Origin of the sequence: Planomonospora sp. ID67723, from assembly GCF_015711605.1 — a bacterium.
Lineage (GTDB): Bacteria > Actinomycetota > Actinomycetes > Streptosporangiales > Streptosporangiaceae > Planomonospora_A.
In genome coordinates this window covers 318,406-340,910 of record NZ_JABTEZ010000004.1, presented here as the reverse complement: position 1 = coordinate 340,910, position 22,505 = coordinate 318,406, and the positions used below count along the sequence as shown (strand labels likewise).

Genomic DNA, 22,505 nt, shown 5'->3' with positions numbered 1-22,505 from the left:
CACTCGTTATCCGTTCGCTGACCCAAGTCGTCGTCTTGAGCGTGTCGCTGTTCATGGTCGGCACCGTCGCGCTCTCCATGATCGCCGACAGTCGTGAGCCGGAGCACGCGAAGGAGCGATTCGCCGCGGTGATGGACACCGCCGTGCAGATCGCCAATCCCGACTACCGCTTCCACGGCTTCAGCAACGACGGTGACGGGGCATCGGACCGATTGCGCCTGACAGGCGAGCCGCTGGCAGCCAGCGACGGCATCGCCGAAGACATCCACGGCGATGGCGTCACCTACGAGGTCACCAGGGACTCCTCCGGCAAGGTCGACGCCGGCTCCGCCCTGAGCATCGGCGACTCGGCACTCGATCAGAGCCTGATGACCATCGGTGAACGCGACCAGAGCCAGGATGCGGCCCGCCGCCAAGCCCGAAAGCGCCTGGATGCCCTGCCGGCGGCGATGAACGCGGTCGCGCTGGTGGAGTTCGAGCGCCCTCTGACCGCATCTCAGCTGGTCGACTTCACCCGCCGGCACGGTCACTGCGGCATGACCACCTACATCTACCGGCCCTTCGGCCATGGCAACGGCCTCAATCCGGAGAACGCGATCAGCTGGCACGTGGGCATGAACCCGTTCCCGGACACGGCCGGCTTGTCACATGAGTGTGAGAAGGAGCCGGAGGCGGCGCTGGCGTCATACCGCTCCTGGGTCGCCGCACTACGCCCGCAGGACGATGCCGGCTTGCGGCAGCTGGCCCTGACCCGAGCGGGACTGGCCGACGCCGCAGGCAAGGGTGTGGCGCATGCTTTCGTCGCCGAATCCTGGATACTGGCCGACCTGCGCGCCCTGCTCGATGATCCACAGGTGCGGACCGTCCGGGTGACGGATGTGGCCTTCAATCTAGTGAGCCGGTCTTGAGATCCTGTCGCAGTAGCGGCAGATACGGTCGATGATCTGGTCGGCAGTCTTGGTCCACCGGAACGGCTTGGCATTGTCGTTCCAGAACGCGATCCATTCCTCCAGAGCGGTCGTCAGCGCCCCCAGGGAGCAGAACACCCCACGCTCCAGGCAGCGTCGCTGCAACTCGGCGAACCAACGTTCGACCTGGTTGATCCACGAGGCATAGGTTGGGGTGAAATGCAGCGTGAAGCGTGGATGGGCCAGCAGCCAGCGGTGCACCAGCGGCGCCTTGTGTGCCGCGAGGTTGTCGCAGATCACATGGACCTGCAGGTCGGGTTCGACCTGCAGGTCCATCTCGGCCAGGAAGTCGCGGAAGTCGATCGCGCGGTGCCGGGCCGACAGTTTGCTGATCACCTGGCCGGTTGCGGTGTTCAGCGCGGCGAACAGGTCCACAGTGCCGTGCCGGATGTAGTCGAAGCTGCGCCGCTCCGGGGTCCCGGGCAGCATCGGTAGGACGGGCGCAGTCCGTTCCAGGGCCTGGATCTGGGGTTTTTCATCCATCGAGAACACCACCGCGCCGGCCGGCGGGGCCAGATACAGTCCGACCACGTCCCGGATCTTGTCGATCAGCAGCGGGTCCGGGGAGATCTTGAAGTCCTCGGTCCGCCACGGTTGCAGGCCGAACGCCCGCCAGATCCGCAGCACACTGGTCGGGGAGATGCCCACCTTCCGGGCCAGCTCGCGTTTGGACCAGTGGGTGGCTCCGGCAGGGACTTCTTCCAGCGTGCGCACTACCACCTCCTCGACCTGGGCGTCGGTGATGGTGCGCGGCACGCCGGGCCGGGGCTCGTCATGCAGTCCGTTCAGCCGGGCGGACAGGAATCGGCTGCGCCAGCGGGCCACGGTTTTACGGTGGATCCGTAAGCGTCCGGCCACCGCCATGTTGCTGCCGCCCTCGGCGCAGGCCAGCACGATCCGTGCCCGCAGTGCCAAGCCCTGCGCGGTCGTACGGCGTTTCACCCACCCCTGCAACGTCGAGCGTTCGAGCTCGGTCAGCACCAGCGGCTCCAGTCGTGGATCACTCATCCCTCCAGCAGAACGCGGCGCGGAGGTCTCGTCACCTCGCGCTGCGGCCTGAAACACAATTCACCTCATGTGGTGACACCACAGCTCAAGACCGACTCACTAGGTTGAACGCTCCGTCAGCTGAGATGACGACAAACGATCGCGTTCCTTCTTCCTCGGTAGCTGTCCGATCGGACAGCCGCCATACCGGGTGGAGAGGAAGAGCCGACTCCGCCAAACGTGACCTACCGTGCCGTTGCAGCGCTGCTACTTCTGACCGACATTCCTAACGCGCATCCATCCAGAGCGCTGTCCAAACTGACCGACAAACGCTGCTGCTCATCACCGACGTAATCACACTGTGGGATGTCTTCGGGAGCACTGGGCCATCATGGACGGGAAGGGCCGTGGGGATCGTCCGCCGAGGGGAACCGCTGTCGCCAAGGGATGCCCCCGGGTGCCGGCCAGGTGTCTTCCGCCATCCGCGTTTCCCACTGATGAACGTAGTCTTGGAGCCCGGCCTCCGTCCGCGGCATGTCCAGCCACTCCTGGGCCGCCCGCTTGAACTCGCGCAGGGCCAGGGCATCGGTGTCCGATCCGTAGTCCAAGGGCCAGCCATCGAGGATGTCGTCGATCTCCGCCCAGATGCAATAGACACCGCCCGCGCCCCACAGGTGCCCCCCGTAGGGCGATTCCGTGCAGTGCCATTTCACTTCATGGACGAAGTTGCGCGCCTGCGCTACGTCCTCACTGGCGAGAACACCCCGCATGAGCGGGTCAAGCTCTGCCATGAATCTGGAGAGCTCCAGATCCACGGGATCGGGATCGGGATCGGGATCGGTCATAGCTTCAGCATCGCAAGCAGGCGCTGAGCAACTGCGGTCAGTCTGGCCAAGGCCGCGACGATCGCTGTAGGTGGCCGACCGCCATAGGTGTCGGCCCTGTACTCCCAAAACTGCGCCGAGCCGCAAAGTAACTCATCTGAACAGGTCAGAGCCCTGATCGAAGGCGCTTCCTCGGACCACGGGAACCAGTAGTTCCCGCAACATGAGCTCCCAAAAATCGGATGAAACAGGGCGCGGGACGACTCCCTGTGATGCTCCGGGGTCTACCTTGCGGCTCGGCGCAGCTATGGGAGTCCAAGGCCTAGAAGTCCTAGAGTTCCCGCGAACTCAGGGGTTGAGGCTGAGCGGGTGGGTGGTCTGGGAGGTTGTGCACCCTTGGGTTCGCCGGAATCCGGGGCCGTCTATGGTCAGCCGGCCCCGGAGCGACACCGGGCGGTGACCGGGAACCCGACGACGGCGGTCGGCCCGGCCTGGCGAGCGCCGAGGTGCCTGGGCTGGTGTACGGAGCTGTCCCCATGTGAGCAGGCGTTCTTTGTCAGCGCGGCACTCAGCGCCGGGCCGAGCCGCCCTCGACCGGGGCCGGCGCGCGACTCCTCGGCTTCACCGCCGCTGCAAAAACCTCAGCGACAAGAGAGGAGCTTCACTGATTCCGAGACTTCCTCAATCGCCAGAGCGACGTGCTCTACGCGGAGAACGCCCTGGTCCTGGGGCTGGATGGCCAGGAGAGCAACTCGGGAACTCAGAGGTTATTCCTTATAGAGCAGTGAACCTGGAGGGCGGTAAATCAGGGCCTCAACCGAAGCCGGAGCGGTTCACACCATGCATTCGTTATGGCTACCCGGTGATCAGCGGAGGGATGATCGTCACCGATAGCCAGGCGAGGAAGGTGCATCCGAACCAGGCCGTAAGCATCCATAGCACGGCGCGGCGTGCTCGGGTGCGTTCGGCGTGCGTCCGCTGCGGGCGACCGGAGCATCCCAAAATCACGCCGGCCACCACAAGGAGGCAGGCGGTTGAGATGAAGAACGTCGGCGTATAGACCAATGCATCCTCCAGAGGGCTCCGATGCTGCAGGTGCCGCGCGCCGACCCCCAATGACCTGGTCACGAGGACGGCGCGCGGCTTTTACGTGGACTAGCGAATTGGTCTTTTACCAGCAGATCTCAGGGCCTGGCTTTTTGACCGTCCGGTAGGTGTCCTTGTCGCGCCAGCGTCTCTGGACGCATTTACCTTTCTTCTTCTTGGTGCAGACAATCTCTTTGTCATACACTTTTTCGATGACGAGTTGCTTGCAGCAGGTCTTGTACGACGTGTTTTGGCAGTAGGTAAGTGCCCCTCCGTAGGCGATCGAGCATGCCCCCATGCAGGGGGCACATCCGATCCCCAAAGTGCCGACGCAGACCGCCCCGCAGGCCGCCATGCAGCCTGCATAGATGGCCACGATTGGATCATGACATGTTGCGAATGCATCATGATCAAATACCTGGTAGGTAGGCCCGTAGCAGGCCTTGCCGTCGAGATCGAGGCCGTTGACCGGGTCCTGCCGGGCGTAGTCTTGCCGGTTGGCGCAGGCGCCGGGGATGGGGTCGGTTTGCAGCATGCGTCCCGTTGCGGGGTTGTAGACACGGGCGCCCATGAGGACCACGTCGCCGATGGTGTCGGCGGCGCGTTGCTTACTGCCGAGCCAGCCGTAGCGCTCTGGTGCAGTGGCGGTTTCCCGAGGGGCACCGAACTCGGTGTATTCGGTGTAGGAGGCGATACCGGTGGAAGTCGGCTCGGTGGTAGCAACGATATCGCCATGCAGGTTGGCCAGTTGAAGCTCAATTCGGCCGTTGCTGCGATAGATGGCATTCATGTCGCCCAGCCCGTTGAGATAACGGGTCCAGGTTCCGTCGGGCTCGGTGGTCCAGGCGGGTGTGTCGGCGCCGGTGGCGTAGTGGTGCGTTGCGGTGCCGGAGGTGTCGGTTTGGGTGAGAACGCGTCCAAGCGGGTCGAGGGTAAAGGTCTGAGTTTGCCCCGCCTGGCTCAGTGAGGCGACCATGTTGTTGGCGTGGTAGCCGCTGGTCAGCACCTGCCCGCCGGCGACCTGGTCTCCAGGGGTGGTCAGGATTCGGTCGAGGTTGTCGTAGGTGTAGCCGGGGTCGGTGATGCGGTCGGCGGCGTCATAGGCGTGTGTGGTCGTGACCGGGGTGGTCGAGGTGGAGCACACGCCGCCTGGCCCTGCGGGGTAGCTGGCCTGACTGGTGCGGTTGGAGTTCTTGTCGAATCCGTAGGCGCGGGTGAGGCAAGCACCATTGTGGGTGTCCTGAATCCTGGTGAGGCGGCCGTTGACGTCGTAGGTGTGACGCTGCTGACTCACCGGACTGCTTGCGGCCACCGTGCGGGACATGACGTCGCGGGTGACGGTGAAGCTCAGCCAGGTCTGCCCGCTCTTGCGATAGTTGAGTGTGCTCTCGGTCCCGGTGTTGTCCACGTTGGTGATGGCGGTCAGGCCGCCAGGCAGCACCTCGTGGTACTGGTGTCCATCGGCGTCGTAGGCATAGCCGAAGGCGCCGACACCGGCGACATCGATCCGGGTGGTCTTGCCGCGTCGCTCGGGCTTGCCTGCTGCGTCGACGCCGTCGTATGAGAACGTGATCGTGCCCTTGCCGTCGTTGACCGTGGCCGGTCGCCCGTAGGCGTCGTAGGCGGTGGTGACGGTGTTGCCGCCTGCGTCGGTGTAGCTGGTGGGTCGGCCGAGCGTGTCGTAGGCGGTGGTAACCGTTCTGCCGCCGGAGCTGACGGTGGTGGGCACGCCGGTTGTTGGATCGTAGCCGTAGCTGATGGCAGGTACCGGGATGCCACCGTCGGCGGCAGGGGCGACCTCGACCTTGAGCGCGGTGATCCGGCCCGCAGTGTCGAAGGTGGAGGAGGTAGTGCGGGTGGTGCTGCCGGAGGTTTCGGTCTTGCCGACGAGCTGACCGTAGTAGTTATAGCTCCTCGTCTCCACCGGCAACGGGGCGCCTGCGGGCTGGACTGACGGCGCGATTCTGCAGGCGAGTCCGGCCCAGTGGGGCTTGTTGCCGCACTCGGTCATGCTTGGGTGAGTTCCGGCGGTGTAGTAGGCGGTCACGGTTGTCCCGGCGTCGGCGCCGCTCGATTTCGGTGTCCGCGTTTCGATCGTCCGGCCAGTCGCGTCGTAGCGGGTGCGCTGGACGATGTCATCGCCACCGGGCATGACACTGGTGACGCTGGTGGCCTGCCGCAGGGTCCAGCCGGAGGCATCCCCGGCCTTGATCGGGTCATAGCCCAACTTCTTGATGGTGCGGTCGCTAGCTGTCGGGCTAGCCAGGCCGTCCATCACGACCGGCTCCACCGTCGTCGTGGTGGTCAGGTGGTAGGCGATCGCACTGCTTGGCTTGCCTTCGTCATAGACGTTGGTGGTGCGCTGCCGGGCCGAGACCACTGCCCCCGATGCCAGTACCACCGGATGGACAGGGCCGATGCTGCTCTGCAGGTCACTGTCAGGGGAGAAGGTATTGATGTTGGCGAGCAGGTTGGCCCGCTCGGCCGAATCGGCTCGCCCGGCCACATATGGGTCGGTGTCGGTCGTCGGTATCAGCGCCTGAGCACGGTTGCTGGCAGAAAGATCCCACGTCATGTTGCCGCGTTCGTCATAGCGGGCAGCGGAGATCTGCCAGGCTCCGGCGCCGTAGGCGGCCGAGTTCACCGCCCGACCGTTGACGTCCATATAGGTCAGCCCGGCGTAGGTCCAGTCCTCACCCGAGGGCTGGTAGGCACCGCTCGTGTTCCGTGTGGGCACCTTGGAGGCGGGGAAGAGGGCCGCGCCCACCACCGGCAGATCGGTGGCCTGGCCCCACTTACTGGTTTGCGCCACCGTCAGATCGACCGGCGCGCCGGCCCCGCCGATCGGCACGTCGTAGGCGACTGCCTGGGTGATGTCCGTATCGCCGCCTTCGCGCTGTACGTGCGCAATGCGGCCATGGCTGTCGTACTCCATCCGCCACGGCGCCAGGCCCGGCGGGTTGATCTGCGAGATCCGCCCCTCGGCGGTGTAGTAGTAGGTGGTGGCCAGGTTGGTGCGCGGGTCGGTGAGCTGGCGCAGATGCCCGGTGGAGTCATAAGCGTAGGTGGCCAGCGCGGTGGTCTTCATCGCGTTGGATTCGGGGTCGAAGGCGGTGAAGGACACCTTCGTGGCCAGGCCGGTGTAGTCGCCCCAGCCGGAACCGACGCCGGTGGCGGTGGTGGCGGTCGCATAGGAGATCTCCAACGCGCGGCAGCCGGGTGCCATGGTGACGCAGGTGACGCCCTTGGCGACAGGAGCCAGAATGCGGGTGATGCGGCCCTGGCCGTCGCGGAAGTAGGAGATGGTGGATTCTTCGGCCGGAGTCTTTACCCGCGCGACGACCCAGCGGTTGTTCAGCCGGGTGTAGATGGTCTCAGCCCCGTCAGGGCCGGTAAAGATCATCTGTTCCTTGGCCAGGTTGATACTGATGCGTGAGCCGTCAGCGGCATCACCCACCCCGGTGAAGACTTCGCCGTCACGGACATAGGACAGTGTCGCCCCATCCGGTCCCAGCAAGGTCAGTTTGCCCGATGTTCCATCACCGATTGGCTCGAAGTCGGCGGTGGCAGATAGGGCTGCAGGGAAGCTCGCCTTCCACCGCTTGCCGAACACTTCGTTCTCGGTGACTGGCGTCTCCTCCGAGGCGAACGGATTATCGTCCTTCAAGGTGGTGTGGGTGCGGCTGACGGCGATGCCGAACAGCTCAGCGTCAGTGGCGTTGATGGCGTAGTCACCGGTCTGCAGAGCCACCGTACCCGGCCCCACATTGGCGGTGGCCTGGGAGGGGTTGAAGGCCGAGCGTTGCACCAGCACGGCGGTCGGCTTGGTGCATGCCTCGCTGCCGCCGCCGCTGAAGCAGGCGCGGATCTGCCATTCACCGTCGATAAACCGGCTGTCCTTGAGGGTCTTGAGCAGGTCCCATGACAGATCGGGGAAGTTCTTGGCGGTGTCGGTTCGGGTCTGCGGCCAGGCGGAGAGGGGTGCGGCCGAGCCGGCGGGGCGCACGTCGGCGATCGGGATCGGTGTGTATCCGCCGACCGCGTAGTACTCATAGCGCACTGCGGTCCGGTTAGCCGGAGCGATCGTGCTCAGCGTCACCAGCCGCTGGGTGGTGGTATTCGGCTTAGGGCTGGCGAAACCGCCCGGACCGACGCCGAAGCTGTAGGAGACGACGGTGGAGGTGTTGTGGGCCCGGTCGCGGCTCTTGACATACAGGGTGTGCAAGCCGTCGGACAGGTCTGAGAGCGTCAGCGTCTGGTTGTCGTTGTTCTCCGAATCCCACTTGGAGATCTCGACCAGGTTGAAGGAGGCCGGGTCGTCCAGGCCCCATAGGTAGGCGCTGGTGTTCTTCAGTCCGCTGATCTGGCACTCGGTGGAGGTCGGAGTGTGCTCGGAGCTGGGATACCAGGCGCCTTCTTGATATCCGCACTCAATGGACGGTTGTGCGGGGGCGGAGGCGTCGATCGCCAGCTTTTGCCAGGCCGACCACGCCGAGGCACTGGTGGTATCCGAGGCCCGGGCCCGCCAGCGCAGTTTCTGGCCGTCGGTGACCTTTCCGGCGGGGACGGTGATCTTCGCTTCTGTGCCCGAGGCGACGCCGTTCACGGCGCCGGACCAGATCACCCCGCTGCCCTGGCCGGAGGCTGCCGGGTCGTGCTCGACTTCGAACTCGGCCTTCAGCGATCCGCCGTCGGGGTCTTTGACGTCGGCGACCAGCATGGGGGTCAGCGTGTTGGTGTAGACGACGCCGTCATGGCCGGTGGCGATCGGCGCGGCTCGCAGTCGGTCGGTGGCTGGGGTGGAGCCGAAGGTGACCACCAGCTTCGGCGGGGTGCCACCGCTGCCGGCCGACTCCAGATCGTCGAAGGAGCGCAAGTATTGGTTGTCGTTGATGACCGGGTCTTCGGTGGCCAGCCGCAGCTGGATGCCGCGCCCGGGCGCGCCGGCCGCCCACGCCTTGGCGATGTCGGTAACCGGCCAGGTCCACACGCCGCTGGGAACCTGCTGATAACCGGTGCATTGGCCGGGTTCCCGGGCGCTCTGCTCGCCTTCGGCCGTGGCCGTGACCCCGCCCACGATGGTTGCGTGGTTCCAGCTGGAGGTGATGCGCTGCGCCTTGATTGTCTGGCCGACGACGCAGCCTCGGCCGCCGCCTTGCAGCTCCAGCCGCGCGTCGGTGACGTTCTGGCCGGTCAGGGAGCTGACGTTGAACCCGATCAGGGCACGCGCGAACTGGCGTTTGCCGTCGCTGGTGTCGGAGGTACCGACACTGAGCGATCCTTCCTGACGGCTGCTGGGGGCGATCACCGTCACGTCCCCGGTGGTGGTCAGCGTGGTGGTCGGATCCACGGTGACGGGGTAGGTGGTGTTCGGATCAGCCAGGAACGCCGGATCCGGTTTGAGTACCAGCATCTGCTGGCCGTTCTCGACGGTGACCTGGGTGTCGATCGTCGCCTGCTCTGGCCTATCCCCTGCAGGGGTCTCGCTGTTTTGCTGCTCCGGCGGGGTAGGGCTGTCGTACATGACCGGCTCCGGCGCCGAGGCGACGGTCTTGCCCTTGTCGTCGGTCAGTTTCAGGCCGCCCTGCTTAGTCTCGGCCAGGGTCAGGCCTTCGGTGGTGACAGGGAGTTTGAACTCCACCGGCCCGGCCGGGTTCTCGCGCAAGACCACATCGTGGCGAAAGCCGGCGGGCAGCGCGGTGACGACCAGGTCGGCGCCGGTCCCGGCGGCGTCGACGAAGGTGGCCTTGTTGCCTTCCAGACGGGGTTTGGGCAGCGGAGTCGGCCAGGCCAGGGCGAACGACTCGTCTTCGCCGCGGATCAGCTTGGCCAGGGGCGCCTTATCGCCGCCGGCGGAGAACTCCACCTGCGTCGCGGCCGCCTTGGGTTTGAGCACGCCGTCGGCCTCGACGAGGGTGGTGTCGATCGGCGCCCACGCCTCGCCCTGCCTGACGCGGACCGGGCCGCTGGTGGCCTCGACAGTGACGGTCCCATCGGGGTTGGCGTAGGTGAGGCTGCTCTCACTCGTCTCACCGCTAACCAGGACGCGGCTGCCCTGCAGGCGGGCCGACAGCGCAGCGGAGACCCGATCGGGCCGTTCGGTCACCGGCGCGACCGCCGGAGTCTTCGGCGCCGGGGCCGGCTGCGGGCTCAGCAGCGACGCCGACGCCTCGGCCGCCTGTGCCGATGACAGCGTCAACGCGATCGTGGCGGCTACCGCGGTGGCGCGCATCAAGAGCCCGCGCCGCCACGGTGGTGGGAAGACCCCTGCCGGCCGGGGGGCGGCCAGAGGGGAAGGGATCGTCGCCGCGGATGCGGCGCGTTTAGGCGATCCACGCCGTGGCGGCGGTGTGGGCACGTGGTGCGGTGAGAACCTCACCGATACCTCCATCTACAGGCGATAGCCAGGCCGGGCGTTGGGAGAAGGGAGTCACCCGGCCTGGGCATGGTCGCCGTAAGCATGCGACCCACTGCTGTTGATCTTGCTGGGTAGAATGTCTTGATCTTGCTGTTTAATCAGCATGGATCACCGTCGAGCTCAAGAAGCCGCACGTCGAAACGAGTGCGGCGGTAAACCTGCCCAAGATGACCACATGCGTTATCGCGAGGGGGTCACCGCGTCCAAAGGGATGGCATGCTGCGCATTCTCGGCCCCGTCGACATCCAGCGCGGTGAGCGGTCGCTCACCGTCACCGGAGTGAAACAGCGGACGCTCCTGGCCGTCTTAGCGCTGCATGCTAATCGGAGCGTCTCCCATGAGCGGCTGCTGACCGCGCTGTGGGGCAGCGCCATTCCGGACAACGCGCGGCGGCTGCTGCACAGTCACCTGTGGGGGCTGCGACGGCTGCTGTCCGATGAAGAGCCGCTGGAAAACACCCCTCAGGGCTACCTGCTGCGGCTGCGGCCGGGCATGTGCGATCTGGACCTCTTCACTACCGAAACAGCCCTGGCCCGCTCCGCGCTGGCCGCGGGCGACGCCGCCGAGGCCGCCCGCCGCTTTCGCGTGGCGCTTGCCCTGTGGCGAGGACCGGCCCTGGGCGGTACCCAGCCGGAATTTCAGGCTGCTGAAGGCCCCGGGCTGGAGGAACAGCATCGGGCTGCACTGAACGATCGCATCGAAGCCGACCTGCGGTGCGGGCAGAACACAGAGCTCATCGGTGAGCTGCGGCACCTGATCAATGATCGTCCGTTGGATGAGAGATTGCATGCTCAGTTGCTGCTGGCGCTCTACCGCGCCGGCCGGCAGGCTGAGGCGCTGGCTGTCTTCCGCGACCTGCGCCGGATGCTCAACGCTGAGCTGGGACTCGAGCCCGGCCCGGAGCTTCAACAGCTGCACCAGCGCGTCCTGGCAGCCGACCCAGAACTTCACCCGGCTGCGGCTACCGCCGCTTCGGTGCCGGTCGAAGCGCCACCACCACCACCACCCGCCACCACCACCCCCGCCGCCAGCTCGGCGGTCTCTCCCCGCGACCGGGCCCCTGGTGTCGAAACGACCTCGGTCGGCGAAACCAGCGGGCCGTGCCAGCTGCCTCGCGCCGTCGGTGACTTCACCAGCCGAGACAGCGAGGTGGCGCACCTAATGCGGGAAACGGCCGGCGACGCGGCCCCGGCGGTGGTCATCGAGTCGATCGACGGAATGGCCGGGGTGGGCAAGACCGCCCTGGCCATTCACGTGGCGCACCGGCTGGCCGCCCGATTCCCCGGCGGGCAGCTGTATGTGGACCTGCACGGCCACACCCCCGGCCGCCAGCCGGTTATGCCCGTCGAGGCCTTGCGGGTCCTGCTGCGTGCGGTGGGCACACCGTCGGAGGAGATCCCCAGTGATGTCGAGGAGGCCGCCGCCGTGTGGCGCTCGGCGGCATCCTCCCGCCGGATGCTCATCGTGCTGGACAACGCCGCCACCACCGGCCAGGTGCGCCCGCTGCTGCCGGGCCGATCGGGCAGCCATATCCTGATCACCAGCAGGCGGCGGCTGGCTGGGCTGGAGGACGCCGCGGTGCTCTCGCTGGATGTGTTGACACATGCCGACGCCGCGGCTTTGTTCACCCGGATCGTCGGCGCCGAGCGTGTCGCTGCACAACAGCAGGCCGTCGATGAGGTCGTTGACCTGTGCGGCGGCCTGCCGCTGGCTTTGCGGATCGCCGCCGCTCGCCTGGTGCATCGCCCCGCATGGACGGTGCGGGACCTGGCCACCCGGCTGGGTGATCAGCGGCGCAGGCTTCAGGAACTACGCGCCGACAACCGCGACGTCGCTACCGCCTTCGCACTCTCCTACGGGCAGCTGCCCGCCATCCAGCAGCGCCTGTTTCGGCTGCTGGGCCTGATCCCGGGCGACGACTTCGACGCTTACGCGGCCGCAGCGCTCAGCGGCCTGGCCGTCGGCGACGCCGAGCAGGGCCTGGAAGAGCTGCTGGATGCCCACCTGCTGCAGCAGCACACCGCAGGCCGCTACCGCTTCCACGACCTGCTGCGCGACTACGCCCAGCAGAGCTGCCAGAGCGCCGAACCGGACAGCGAACGCGACGCCGCCGTCGAACGCCTGCGCAGCCACTACCTGCTCACCACAATCCTCGCGACGGCAACCCTCGGCTACGGCGACCCACGAGATCAGCCGAGCCCTACATCCGCTGCTGCAGAGAAATCCCCTGCTCTTACGACCCCCGAGCACGCAACCGCCTGGCTACAGGCCGAACGCGGCAACCTCCTCGCCGCGGCTCTGACCTGCCACGACGCATGGGCCGTCGCCATCTCCACAGTCGTGTGGCGCTATCTCAACTTCAGCGCCCACCACGGCGACGCGCTGACCCTGCACAGCCATGCCGCCGACATCGCCCAGCGGCTCGATGACCAGAACGCGCACATCCAGACCCTGATCAACCTCGGCATCGCCTACTGGCGGACCGCGCAACACGAGCAGGCGCTGCACTATCAGCGGCACGCACTCGCCATCGCCCGCCGGATCGGCGATCACATAGCGCAAAGCCGCGCGTTGAACCTGCTGGGCATCGTCTACGCGGACATGGGGCGCCCCGAGCAGTCCAACGACCATTTCGAGCAAGCCCTCGCCCTGGCCCGGGAGGCGAACGACCGCCCGCAGGAAAACCGCATACTGATCAACCTTGGTATCAACCACGAGCGGCTGGGCAACTACCCGCGGGCCCTGCGCTACCAGCAGCGGGCCCTGGCCTACGCGCGGGAGCTAGGCGACGTGATCAGCGAAGGCCGCACCCTCAGCAGCCTCGGTCACATCCATCGCCGAACGGGTCGCTACGAGATCGCCGTGAATCATTTTCAGTTGGCACTCGCCATCGCCGACCAGGCCGGCGATCGCACGATGGAGGCCAACGTACTGAACCAGCTTGGTGTCGTCTACGGGCGGCTGGGGCGCCTTCAAGAAGCCCTCGACCATCAACGCCGGTCCCTCGATCTCAGTACTGACACCGCCAACCGTGTCGTTCACGCCGATGTGCTGGTGGAGATCGGTGACCTCCACCATCGGTCAGGCCGCTATCAGCACGCCCGCGACCATTACCGGCAGGCCCTGGCTGTGATCGGTGAAACCGGCGACCCCGTCATAAAGATCGCCGCGCTCAACGGTCTGGGTCAGGCCGCCTGCGCCACCGGCGACCCTGCCCAGGCCCTCGACCACCACCATCAGGCCCTGAAGCTGGCGTTGGCCATGAGCCACTCCTACGGCCAGGCCTGCGCCCACTGCGGCATCGGCGACGCCCTGCATCTGACCGACCGCAACGCCGCCACCGAGTCCTGGCGGCAGGCCTTGAACCTCTTCACCCGCCTGGGCGTTCCCGAAACCGAGGAGGTGAGAGCCAGGCTTGCTCTCACGAACGAGGCCGACACCCTTCCGAGCACCGTGCCGACCTTCGGCAGCTGACCGTGCAGGCCCGCCAGGGCATCGGTGCATCCGATCAGGACTGTTTCCTGATGTCGATCGTTTATGGGGCGGCGCTATCGGAGGTCTCCCCGGGGGCGCGGCCACCCGACCTCATGCAACCAGCTGGGCCGTCCTAACAAGCCGATCTTCATAGACGATCGGAGGCAGGTCCGATCGCCGCCGGCGGTGGTTGTACCAGGCGGTAGGGCGGAAGACCTTCGTGCGCGTCGGCGCTCACCACGTCAGCGGTGCCCGCGCGATCCGGCAGCTGCAGAGGTCGGCCAGCTGCCCAGCCCATGATACTCCCCGGATAACTCTTCTTATCCGGGGAGTTGAGGTATGATCTCCCCGGATAACGTCGGCGGGGCTCCGGAGGCAGCGCCGGGAAAACTCCCCGGATAAGAAGGACGGTGGTCGATCATGGGTGCTCGCGCGAGGAAGACCGCCGTCGGCCCGGGCGCCGCGGTGGTGCCGATCCGGCCCGCCGCCGAGCTCGCGGCCGCGACCGAGACCGTCTTCGCCGCCTTCGAGACCCACCTGTCCCGGTGCGCGCTGGCCGCCAACACCACCCGCGCCTACCGCCGCCAGGCCCACGCCTACCGCACCTGGCTCGACGACCACCGCGCCGAACACCCCGACGCCTTCACCGATGTGGTCGGCGCCGAATCCGCCGTCACCGCCTGGCGCCGCCACCTGCTCGCCGCCGGCGCCTCCCCCGCCACCGTCAACCAGGGGTTGGCCGCAGTCGAACTCCTCTACACCCAGACCGCCCGGATCCGCATCGCCGTCAAGAACGCCCGGGTGCCCCGGCCCGGCGCCCCCGAGGCGCTGACCCGCGCCGCGGAGAACGCGATCCGCCGCGCCGCCGACCGGCGCAGCCCCCGCGACGCCGCCCTCATCGCGCTCCTGCTCGGCGCCGGCGCCCGCGCCGAGGAATGCCAGCGCCTGACCGTCGCCGACGTCGCGCTCACCGCCCGCACCGGCACCGCCCGCCTGCACGGCAAAGGCGACCAGGTCCGCACCGTGCCGCTACCCGCCCCAGCCCGCGAGCGGCTGGACGCCTGGCTGACCGAGCGCACCGTCCTCCTGGCCGCCCGCCCCGCCCTGGCCGACCTCGTCGGCGACGGATTATGGGCCGGCCAGCGTGGCCGATTGAGCGTCGACGGCGTCACCGACGTGGTGCGCGCCGTCGGCAAAGACGCCGGCCTGCCGTCCTTGCGCCCGCACCGGCTGCGCCACACCTACGCCACCCGGCTACGCGAAGGCGGCGCCGATCCCGCCCAGATCCAGGCCCTGCTCGGCCACGCCTCCATCGAGACCTCCGCCCGCTACTTCCGCGCCTCGGCCGCCGAGGTCGCCGACCTGGTCGACCGGGCCCTGGACTACTGACGGTACGGCCAGAACATGTCACCAGGGGCCGCCGGTGGGCATCAGGACCACGGGGCAGAGCGCCCCCGCGAGCGAACGGCTCGCCTCTGCCGTCGACGCCGAACCGGCAGAGCCTGCCCCGGCCAAAGAGATCGACATGGCTCTGCCTGAATCCGGCCGGGGGCCGCTTACGTGGACGTAGCGGCCCCCGCATCCCCCAGAACCCACGACAGCCGAAGGGACACCCCCATCATGGCGAAGTCCTGCACGATCGCGGAGATCCGCGAGATGGTGACCCACATCGAAGCCTGCGAGGAATGCTGCGGAGGCGACTGCGACATCCTCGCGGCCGGTCGGGGTGGTCGCTCGGCTCGGCGGCCTTCTCGATCTCCCGCGCCAGCGCGGCGTCGTAGGCGTAGCGGTCCTCACTGGTGCGGGTGGTGCGCAGGTAGCTCACCGTAGGTTCTTCCCGTAGTATCCGCCGGGCTTTACTTCAGCCCGGCAGACCGTTGCCTGTCACGTACTTAACGTCACTTACCGTTCCCTCATGACGGCCGATGACGAGAGCGCAGCCGACCAGGTCGATCCCGACGATAAGGACCGGCGCAGGCTGCTCAAGTTGCTGAAGGAGGTCCCGCACTGGGAGGAGCTGGTCGATGCCACCCCTCACCTCTGGCATGTTCAGCCGGGCAGCGATCTGGCCGGTGATGACGCCAAAACGGCCCCTTATCAAAGCTCGTCCCTGGCCCGGCACGCCTTGGCTGTGGCCGTTGATCACCTGGGATGCCTCAGAGCCTCCCTCCTGCGTGAGGCCAACCCCTCCGAGGCCGTGGTCTACCTTCATCTATTCGCCCAGTTCACCCTGGTGCGCGCAGTGATCGAGAACGCCGCCTGCGCGGTGTGGCTGCTGGGACCAGATGACCCGCTGACCCGCATTAGTCGACGGCTGGCCCTGCAGGTCAAACAGGTCAAGAACACCGACAATCTCTACACCGTACTGGGACACCAGCACGACAAGACGCTCCATGAGCGGGAGGAGGAGGTGAGAGACGCGGGTGTCCGCGCGGGAGTGCCAAAGGAGCAGGTTAAGAAGACCTTGAAGGCTCCCGACTACAGCGTCATCGTGCAGGAGGCCGCCGCCTTCACCAGCTTGCCCCCCGACACGGCCGAGCTGGCCTGGAGGGGCTGCAGCGGGTTGGCCCACGGCGACATGGACGCCACGTTGTTCTTCACCGATCAGCAGGCAGAGATCACCCTGCCCGATCCTGACATGACCATGATTCGGTTCACCGGTTCGCTGGGGTTACTGTCCATGTTCACCCATATCGCCATGATCATGGCGAATCGCGGTCTGGAGCTCTACAACGAACGCCGCATCTACTATGTGGCCCGAGTCTGACTGCCTGTGGCGTTCTGGGATCCCTTGAGGGGGGCGGAAAATTCCCCGCGCATTCAGCGTGACCAGCTCCTGGTCGTCGACGTCACCCACCTGACTCCACAACTTCGTGATGGACTGGGGGCATTGCGCGCAGCGATCCAAGCTGTGAATAAGTCGGACTGCCTGCCGGAAACCGCGCAGCTCCAGGATCTCTTCCATCTCCCGCGAGTGCACCTGGTAGCTCACCGGTGCGCGCGTCGCTGTCGCCTGGTCGCGGCTCTTGTGATCGCTTGGCCAGCCGGTACCTCCCCGATGGCCGGGGGCGACACGATATCGGGTCGCCCAGAGGGGGCGAGTGAGATGACCAAGCGCGGCACCAAGGCCAATGCGGATCGCCGTTGACCGGTCGGCGTCGCGGGATTCACCGACCGGTCGGTGCCGAGCGCTGGTGGCCCCCACCGCCGAGACCTACGGACGGATGCAGCTGCTCACCATCCCGATAAGGGCTCGGCACCCTCGTCTTCCCCGGGCGGCTCGAAGCGGGCACAGAAGTCCTCCAGCGCCTGCGGCGAGACGGCCAAGGCGTTGGCGTCCTGGCGCCGGTTGCGCTCGGCCAGCCGCCGCAGCAGCTCGCGCCGGGGGATATCGAAATACAGCAGCCGCCACCGGCCCCCGGCCTGCTCGACGAGACGCTTCCACTCCTCGCGCTCGCTCCGCCGCCACAACCCGTGGTCCACCACGACATCCCGCCCGGCCCTCACCAGAGCGGCCAGGCGCTCGCGGACCTCGGCGAGCACCGGCGCCTGCCGGGCGAAATACTCGTATGCGGGATAGTCCACCCCATAGCGACCGTGCCGCTGGTGGACGAGCTCGTCCACCGACAACCGCACCACCCCGGCCGGCTCCAGGTGCTGCCGGGCGTAGGTGGTTTTGCCCGAACCGGTCAGCCCGACCAGCAAGTACACCACCGGCCGGGCCTCACCCCCGCCGACCTCCGGCCCGTGTATCCCCATCCCCACCCCGTTGCCCCGCCTGCTACGACACCGGTTCCTCGCAGGCCACCCACCGCATCTGCGACGGCACGGACCGAGTGCGTAGTCAGGGGATAGGCGTCCTAACCCCAGTCGGTCCTCGCCCGCTCCAGCACCTCCTCCAACGCGTCGGTCTCGGCGAGGACGTCGATGGCGGTCTCGCGAGCGCGAGCGGCCCACGCGGCGCCGACACCGGTCCCGCTGTGGGCGCGGGAGTTCGGCGGGACGACTGCTTGCGACAGCAGACGCAGGGTGGTCTCGCTCGGGTTGCCGAACGCGATCAGGACCATCTCAGCCAGGGTACGGGGAGCGCCGTCGGGCCACATCTTGACGGTGTCGCGGACCCAGCCACCGATCGACATGACGGTGGGCAGGTCCCCGCAGTCATCGGCCACGCTTCTCCACAGCGGCTCGCGCGGATCGGACGGGAGCAGCAGCATGAGCCGGACAAGCCGTTCCGCGGCGGGAGGCATCTTCTGCATGCGCGTTCCTCCAGACAGATGAGGGGCGTAGGCCTCTAGGCGAACACGAGATCGGCGTCTGATCCAGCCTCCGGCTGTTGCGCGTGGAATTGTTGGTCTGGCCCACTTTCGATGACGGGGTGGCCGTGAGTGAGCCAACCGGCCTGTGCAGCCCCACCAAGATGCGTGTACCGCAAGTGCCCTATCAACGTCACCGGAAGATCCTCCAGCGCAGCCCGGCCACGCCGGCGCAGCCGCCGCCTGCCATGCTGGCGCCATGCGGCACAAACAGATCCTGGACGAACTCGCTGTCCCCACGCTGGTCCAGGCGATGGATGAGGATCTGGCCGGCTGGGTGGGGCGGCGGCTGCGGGAGATAGGCGGAACACCGGCCGAGCTCCGGCGGCTGGTGATCGAGCCGATCCTGCGGCGCTGGCGGTGCCTGCTCCAAGCCCCCGACACCGACACCACGACACGCGACATCGCCTGGGTGGCCCTGGCCACGCTGTTGCACAAGTACGGCATGCGCGCCGACGACGTCACCGCCGCCGCCCTGAGGGCCCTCGATGGCCTCGATGACGCCGCCGTGCTGTCGAAGGCGTTCCCGCGGCGCTCTCCGGTGATCAGGGCCCTGCTGCAGTCGCCGCCGGTGCCGCCGGCGCGCCGGCCGCCACGGCGCCGGGCGGTGACCTTTCTGCGGCCCGCCGATGTCGTCTCCATCGAACTCGACGCAGGCTTCCACGCGGCCTTCGTCCTGCAGCTGCACGACGACAAGGGCGGCCAGTGCCCCGTCATCGAGTTCTACGCCGGTCGCTTCTCCGTCCCGCCGACGGTGCGGCAGCTGGCCGGCCGTCCCGCTGCCGGCGGCGTGCGGTTTCGCCACGCCCGCTTCAGCGTGTGGGGCCTGACCCACCTGCCGGATCCGGCCCGCCAGGTGAGGCTCGTGGCCCGCGGGCATCCCGACAAGCCGCTGAGTGCTCCGTCTCGGCCGGGTGAGGGGCGATACACGGTGACCGACCTCATCTCCTTGCAGCAGAGCATGATGACGCTGTTCGCCGATACCGGCGAATGAGCCTCACCACCCATGGCTGTACCGATGACAACTGGGCGCACAACACGGACCGTCTTCCATGGTCCGTCATCCGTCATCGAAAGTGGGCCAGAGCCCATCAAGCCCGCGCGCAACACGGACACAGGCTGTCAGGGCGGGTTTCACCGTGAGGCGCCCCTTTTGAGTCAGCCAGATGTGCTTAAGGCGCCTTAACTGACTTTGGGGCTTTCGCCTGGTCGGATCATCTGTCTACTCTCGTCACGTGATCTTTTCCCGCCCAGGGAGAGGAGTCACTTCGCCGGGCAAGGACGAGGAGGGGCCGGTGCCGGAGGCCGCAACGCCGCCTGAGAGAAGGCGCTCGGGGCAGGGGCGGCCGATGCAGCGACGCGGCCGCATCGCCGGCGGACGCCCGAACCGCTACAACGTCCGGCTCACCGACGCCGAGGACGAGGAGTTCACCGCGGCCGCCGAGCAGTCCGGGGTGACCGTGCCGTACCTGATGGTCGAATCCACCCGCGCGGCCTTGCGAGGCGGCGGCCGGATGTCGGCCGTCGAGGCCCGCGAGGCGGTCCGGGAGACGCACGGGATCTGGCGGCAGATGCGCGTCGTCGGCGTCGACCTTGAGCACCTGATGGCCGCGACCGCCTCCGGCAGCCCGGGCGAGGCCGCGCTGCAGGCGGCGATGGATCAGCTGACGCGCACCCTGCAGCGGGCCGATCGGCTGATGGACATGATGAACCCGGACCGCCGGACCGCATCGTGATCAACAAGATCGGGCCGCGCGGCCGCGACATCGTCGGCCTGGTGCGCTACCTGTTCGGCCCCGGCCATTCGGACGAACACCGCGACCAGCGCCTGATCGCCGCCGACGCCCGGCTGGACCTCGCCGACGGCACCCGCCTGGACCCGGACTCGCCGGCGGACTGGGAGCGCGTGCTGGAGCTGGGGCACCTGATGGACAGCCACCGGCGCTTGATGCGCATCGAGCCGGTCGGCGGCTGGGTGTGGCACTGCCCGATCTCCCTGCCAGAGGGCGAGACGCTGACCGACGCCCAATGGGCGCACGTGGCGCGCACCGCGATCGAGCGGCTCGGCTTCGGCGAAGACGACCAAGGCATGGCGTGCCGGTGGGTCGCGGTGCATCACGGCCCGTCCTCGGGCGGCAAGGACCACATCCACCTGGCGGTCAACCTGGTGCGTGCCGACGGCAGCGTGGCCGCCCCCGGCTTCGACCGACACACCATGTCGGCGGTATGCGCCGAGGCGGAGCGCGAGTTCGGCCTGTTCGTCGTCGAGGGCCGCGTCGGGCACGGCCTGCCCGGTCTGAGCCGTGCCGAGTCCGAGCGCGCCGCCCGAGCCCGGGGCGCCGGGACCGGCCCGTCGACGCCGAGTTCGGGGACCGGGCCCGGCCGTACGGCGGTGCTGGAGCGGATGGTCCTGGCCCGCCGCGTGCGGGCCGCCTCGATGGCCGCCGAGACCGAGGCGGAGTTCGTGCGCCGGCTGAAGGCCTCCGGGGTGCTGGTGCATGCCCGCTACGCCCCCGGCAGTACGCGCGAGGTGACCGGCTACGCCGTCGCCCTGCCGTCACAGGGGAGCCGGAAGCCGATCTGGTTCGGCGGCGGGAAACTCGCCGCCGACCTCACCCTGCCCACGCTGCGCACGGCCTGGACGTCGCGGAACGCGGGCGAGGCCCTAGCCGAATGGAGCAACCGATCTGAGCCGGTGACCGCGCCCGGCCGGGGCGAGCTCCCGGTCGACGACGCGCACGCCTGGAGGCATGCCGCGCAGCTGCTGGACGGCATCCGCCAGCAGATGAGCGGCCTGGAGGCTGACGACCCCCGCTGGACGATCGCCTGCCGGGGCGCCGCCGCGGTGACCGCCGCCCTGGCCGATCGCCTGGAGAAGGAGCCCGGCGCGCTGGCCGCCCTGGCCGACACCCTGGCCTGGTCCGCCCAAGACCCGCGCCGGATCGGCCCTGCGGACCTGCCGATGCGGCAGCTGCGCGGCGACATCACCGCGGCGGTGCGCCTCATCAGCCAGGCCGCCCGCTCCCCGGACCTGGAGACTGCCGCGATGGTGGCCGTCGTCGGCGCCGTGCTGCTGTCCAAGGCCATCGGCAAGCTGCACACCGAGTGTGCGCAGCCGCACCAGGCGCGCGTCCTGACCCAGCGCACCACGGTGCTGGCCGGGCAGGTGGCCGGGCTGGCCCCATGGGACAAGCGCCCGCACGGCCAAGTGCCGACCTCGCGCCTGCGTGATCTGGCCACGCGCATCGAGGCCGACGTCGACCGGCTGGTCCGCACCGAACTCCGCACTGAGGAACTGACCGAGGCCGCCCGCAATGGACGCGGTCCGGACGCCGCCGTCCTGCAGGCCCGCCTGCAGGAGCTGAAGAAGGCCGCGGCTGCCGAACAGGCCCTGCCCGCCGCCCGGCGAGCCGCCAAGCTGGCCGACCTGCGCGTCGCCGACCTGGACGCCGAGGTCCGCCGCCTGAAGGCCCTGTCGGAGAAGAGGGGGGCCGGACTGTGGTTGAAGGGCATCTCCAAGAACGAGGTCCTCGAGGACTTGGCCCTCGCCCGCCAGCAACGCCGCCAGGCCCGCACCGTGCGGGATCACACGCACGCTGACGTCGACACCCTCATGGCCACCGCGCGCGAGCTGTACGGCGCGGCACCGACACCGACACCCTGGAGAGAAGGCGCAGCCACCGACGCCCTGCGCCGGCTGGCCACCGACTGGACGGCCAGCCTGGCGAAGACGGTGGCCGACGACGTCGCCACCGCCGCCCACCGCGCCCGCCTCCAGAACCCGCGCACCCACACCGAGATCGCCGCCCTGAGCTTCGCTCGCCCGCAAGAGCCCCGGCCGGCGGCCACCCTGGCCGAGGCCCGCCGCCAGCTGCAGGCGGTGCGCGCCGAACTCGCCCTGCGCCAGGTGCTGCCCGGTGACGTCGCCCGCGTGGAGAAGAGCCAGCGCGCCGCCGCCCAGCCGCCCGCCGCGGTCAGCTCCCCCGCACCCGCCCGCGGCCCGCGCCGGACCCCGCCCAAGCCGGACCGGGGCCGGGGCGGCCGCGGCCGGTAACCAGCCGGTACTCGTTGGCGACTGGCTGAGATAGAGGTGCCCTCATCCCGTTCCCATCGACCAAGGAGAGCACGGGTACCTTCCCTGCGTGGAAGCGACCTACAAACTGGCCCGGTACGTCGGCGGATTGGGGGCAGTCCAAGTAAGCGTCACAGATGCAATCCGCAGGTCAGAGGGTCTGCTGGTGTCTGAAGCGTGACTGTCTGAGTTGGCTTGGTCGCGCCTCGATGGACTGACGGGTGTGCCCTGATCATCTACGGCTACGGTAGGGGCGTCCTGCATGCGTTCAGCGGGAAAGGGCTCGGGTGACGTCGATCGAGCGGATCTCGTACCCGCAGGCGGTGGGTCCGGCGTGGATCTACTGCTGCAGGTCTTGAT

Annotated in this window: 12 protein-coding genes; 7 read left to right on the top strand and 5 right to left on the bottom strand. The window is 68.1% G+C overall.

What is annotated here, in order from left to right:
• Positions 1-35: 35 nt before the first annotated feature.
• Complete coding sequence (locus tag HS041_RS28235) at positions 36-908, top strand: hypothetical protein (protein WP_196443871.1); 873 nt, start codon at positions 36-38, stop codon at positions 906-908.
• Here the strand turns inward: HS041_RS28235 and HS041_RS28230 are convergent.
• The 3 genes from HS041_RS28230 to HS041_RS28220 all read right to left on the bottom strand — a co-directional run bounded on the left by HS041_RS28230 (position 891) and on the right by HS041_RS28220 (position 10,097).
• Complete coding sequence (locus tag HS041_RS28230) at positions 891-1,976, bottom strand: IS630 family transposase (RefSeq protein WP_196438539.1); 1,086 nt, start codon at positions 1,974-1,976, stop codon at positions 891-893. The two genes, HS041_RS28235 and HS041_RS28230, sit on opposite strands and share 18 nt — an antisense overlap.
• A gap of 368 nt (positions 1,977-2,344) precedes the next feature.
• Entirely contained in the window at positions 2,345-2,800 is a 456-nt protein-coding gene (locus tag HS041_RS28225; protein ID WP_196443870.1) for a hypothetical protein, read from the bottom strand.
• A gap of 1,150 nt (positions 2,801-3,950) precedes the next feature.
• The gene (locus tag HS041_RS28220) at positions 3,951-10,097 is read right to left on the bottom strand and encodes an RHS repeat-associated core domain-containing protein (RefSeq protein ID WP_196443869.1); all 6,147 of its coding nucleotides are present in this window, start codon (positions 10,095-10,097) and stop codon (positions 3,951-3,953) included.
• A 402-nt stretch (positions 10,098-10,499) separates the two neighbouring features.
• On the opposite strand from HS041_RS28220, the gene HS041_RS28215 reads away from it, so the two are divergent.
• From HS041_RS28215 to HS041_RS28205, 3 genes are all read left to right on the top strand, one after another.
• The gene (locus HS041_RS28215; RefSeq protein ID WP_196443868.1) at positions 10,500-13,757 is read left to right on the top strand and encodes an AfsR/SARP family transcriptional regulator; all 3,258 of its coding nucleotides are present in this window, start codon (positions 10,500-10,502) and stop codon (positions 13,755-13,757) included.
• A 420-nt stretch (positions 13,758-14,177) separates the two neighbouring features.
• Entirely contained in the window at positions 14,178-15,146 is a 969-nt protein-coding gene (locus tag HS041_RS28210) for a tyrosine-type recombinase/integrase (protein ID WP_196443867.1), read from the top strand.
• Between the two features lie 526 nt (positions 15,147-15,672).
• Entirely contained in the window at positions 15,673-16,524 is an 852-nt protein-coding gene (locus HS041_RS28205; RefSeq protein ID WP_196443866.1) for a hypothetical protein, read from the top strand.
• A 467-nt stretch (positions 16,525-16,991) separates the two neighbouring features.
• Here the strand turns inward: HS041_RS28205 and HS041_RS28200 are convergent, their stop codons facing one another.
• Together HS041_RS28200 and HS041_RS28195 are read right to left on the bottom strand one after the other, a co-directional pair.
• Entirely contained in the window at positions 16,992-17,516 is a 525-nt protein-coding gene (locus tag HS041_RS28200) for a P-loop nucleotide/nucleoside kinase family protein (protein WP_230879832.1), read from the bottom strand.
• Between the two features lie 101 nt (positions 17,517-17,617).
• A complete protein-coding gene (locus HS041_RS28195; protein ID WP_196443865.1) occupies positions 17,618-18,016 on the bottom strand; it encodes a hypothetical protein in 399 nt (132 codons plus the stop codon).
• Between the two features lie 256 nt (positions 18,017-18,272).
• Between HS041_RS28195 and HS041_RS28190 the strand changes: the two genes are divergently transcribed.
• From HS041_RS28190 to HS041_RS28180, 3 genes are all read left to right on the top strand, one after another.
• On the top strand, positions 18,273-19,067 hold the full coding sequence (locus HS041_RS28190) for a hypothetical protein (protein WP_196443864.1): 795 nt from the start codon (positions 18,273-18,275) through the stop codon (positions 19,065-19,067).
• A gap of 355 nt (positions 19,068-19,422) precedes the next feature.
• Positions 19,423-19,809 carry a hypothetical protein gene (locus tag HS041_RS28185; RefSeq protein ID WP_196443863.1) on the top strand — a complete coding sequence of 129 codons (387 nt, stop codon included), beginning with the start codon at positions 19,423-19,425 and terminating at the stop codon, positions 19,807-19,809.
• Positions 19,806-22,127: a relaxase/mobilization nuclease domain-containing protein gene (locus tag HS041_RS28180; protein ID WP_196443862.1), complete on the top strand. Its 2,322-nt coding sequence runs from the start codon at positions 19,806-19,808 to the stop codon at positions 22,125-22,127. The genes HS041_RS28185 and HS041_RS28180 overlap by 4 nt, the downstream gene beginning before the upstream one ends.
• The last annotated feature ends 378 nt before the right edge of the window (positions 22,128-22,505 follow it).

Excerpts from the sequence above, each read along its gene's own strand:
- HS041_RS28205 (WP_196443866.1), top strand. The coding sequence starts at position 15,673 with ATGACGGCCGATGACGAGAGCGCAGCCGACCAGGTCGATCCCGACGAT.
- HS041_RS28200 (WP_230879832.1), bottom strand. The coding sequence starts at position 17,516 with ATGGGGATACACGGGCCGGAGGTCGGCGGGGGTGAGGCCCGGCCGGTG.
- HS041_RS28230 (WP_196438539.1), bottom strand. The coding sequence starts at position 1,976 with ATGAGTGATCCACGACTGGAGCCGCTGGTGCTGACCGAGCTCGAACGC.
- HS041_RS28215 (WP_196443868.1), top strand. The coding sequence starts at position 10,500 with ATGCTGCGCATTCTCGGCCCCGTCGACATCCAGCGCGGTGAGCGGTCG.
- HS041_RS28190 (WP_196443864.1), top strand. The coding sequence starts at position 18,273 with ATGCGGCACAAACAGATCCTGGACGAACTCGCTGTCCCCACGCTGGTC.
- HS041_RS28220 (WP_196443869.1), bottom strand. The coding sequence starts at position 10,097 with ATGCGCGCCACCGCGGTAGCCGCCACGATCGCGTTGACGCTGTCATCG.
- HS041_RS28210 (WP_196443867.1), top strand. The coding sequence starts at position 14,178 with ATGGGTGCTCGCGCGAGGAAGACCGCCGTCGGCCCGGGCGCCGCGGTG.
- HS041_RS28195 (WP_196443865.1), bottom strand. The coding sequence starts at position 18,016 with ATGCAGAAGATGCCTCCCGCCGCGGAACGGCTTGTCCGGCTCATGCTG.
- HS041_RS28225 (WP_196443870.1), bottom strand. The coding sequence starts at position 2,800 with ATGACCGATCCCGATCCCGATCCCGATCCCGTGGATCTGGAGCTCTCC.
- HS041_RS28185 (WP_196443863.1), top strand. The coding sequence starts at position 19,423 with ATGCAGCGACGCGGCCGCATCGCCGGCGGACGCCCGAACCGCTACAAC.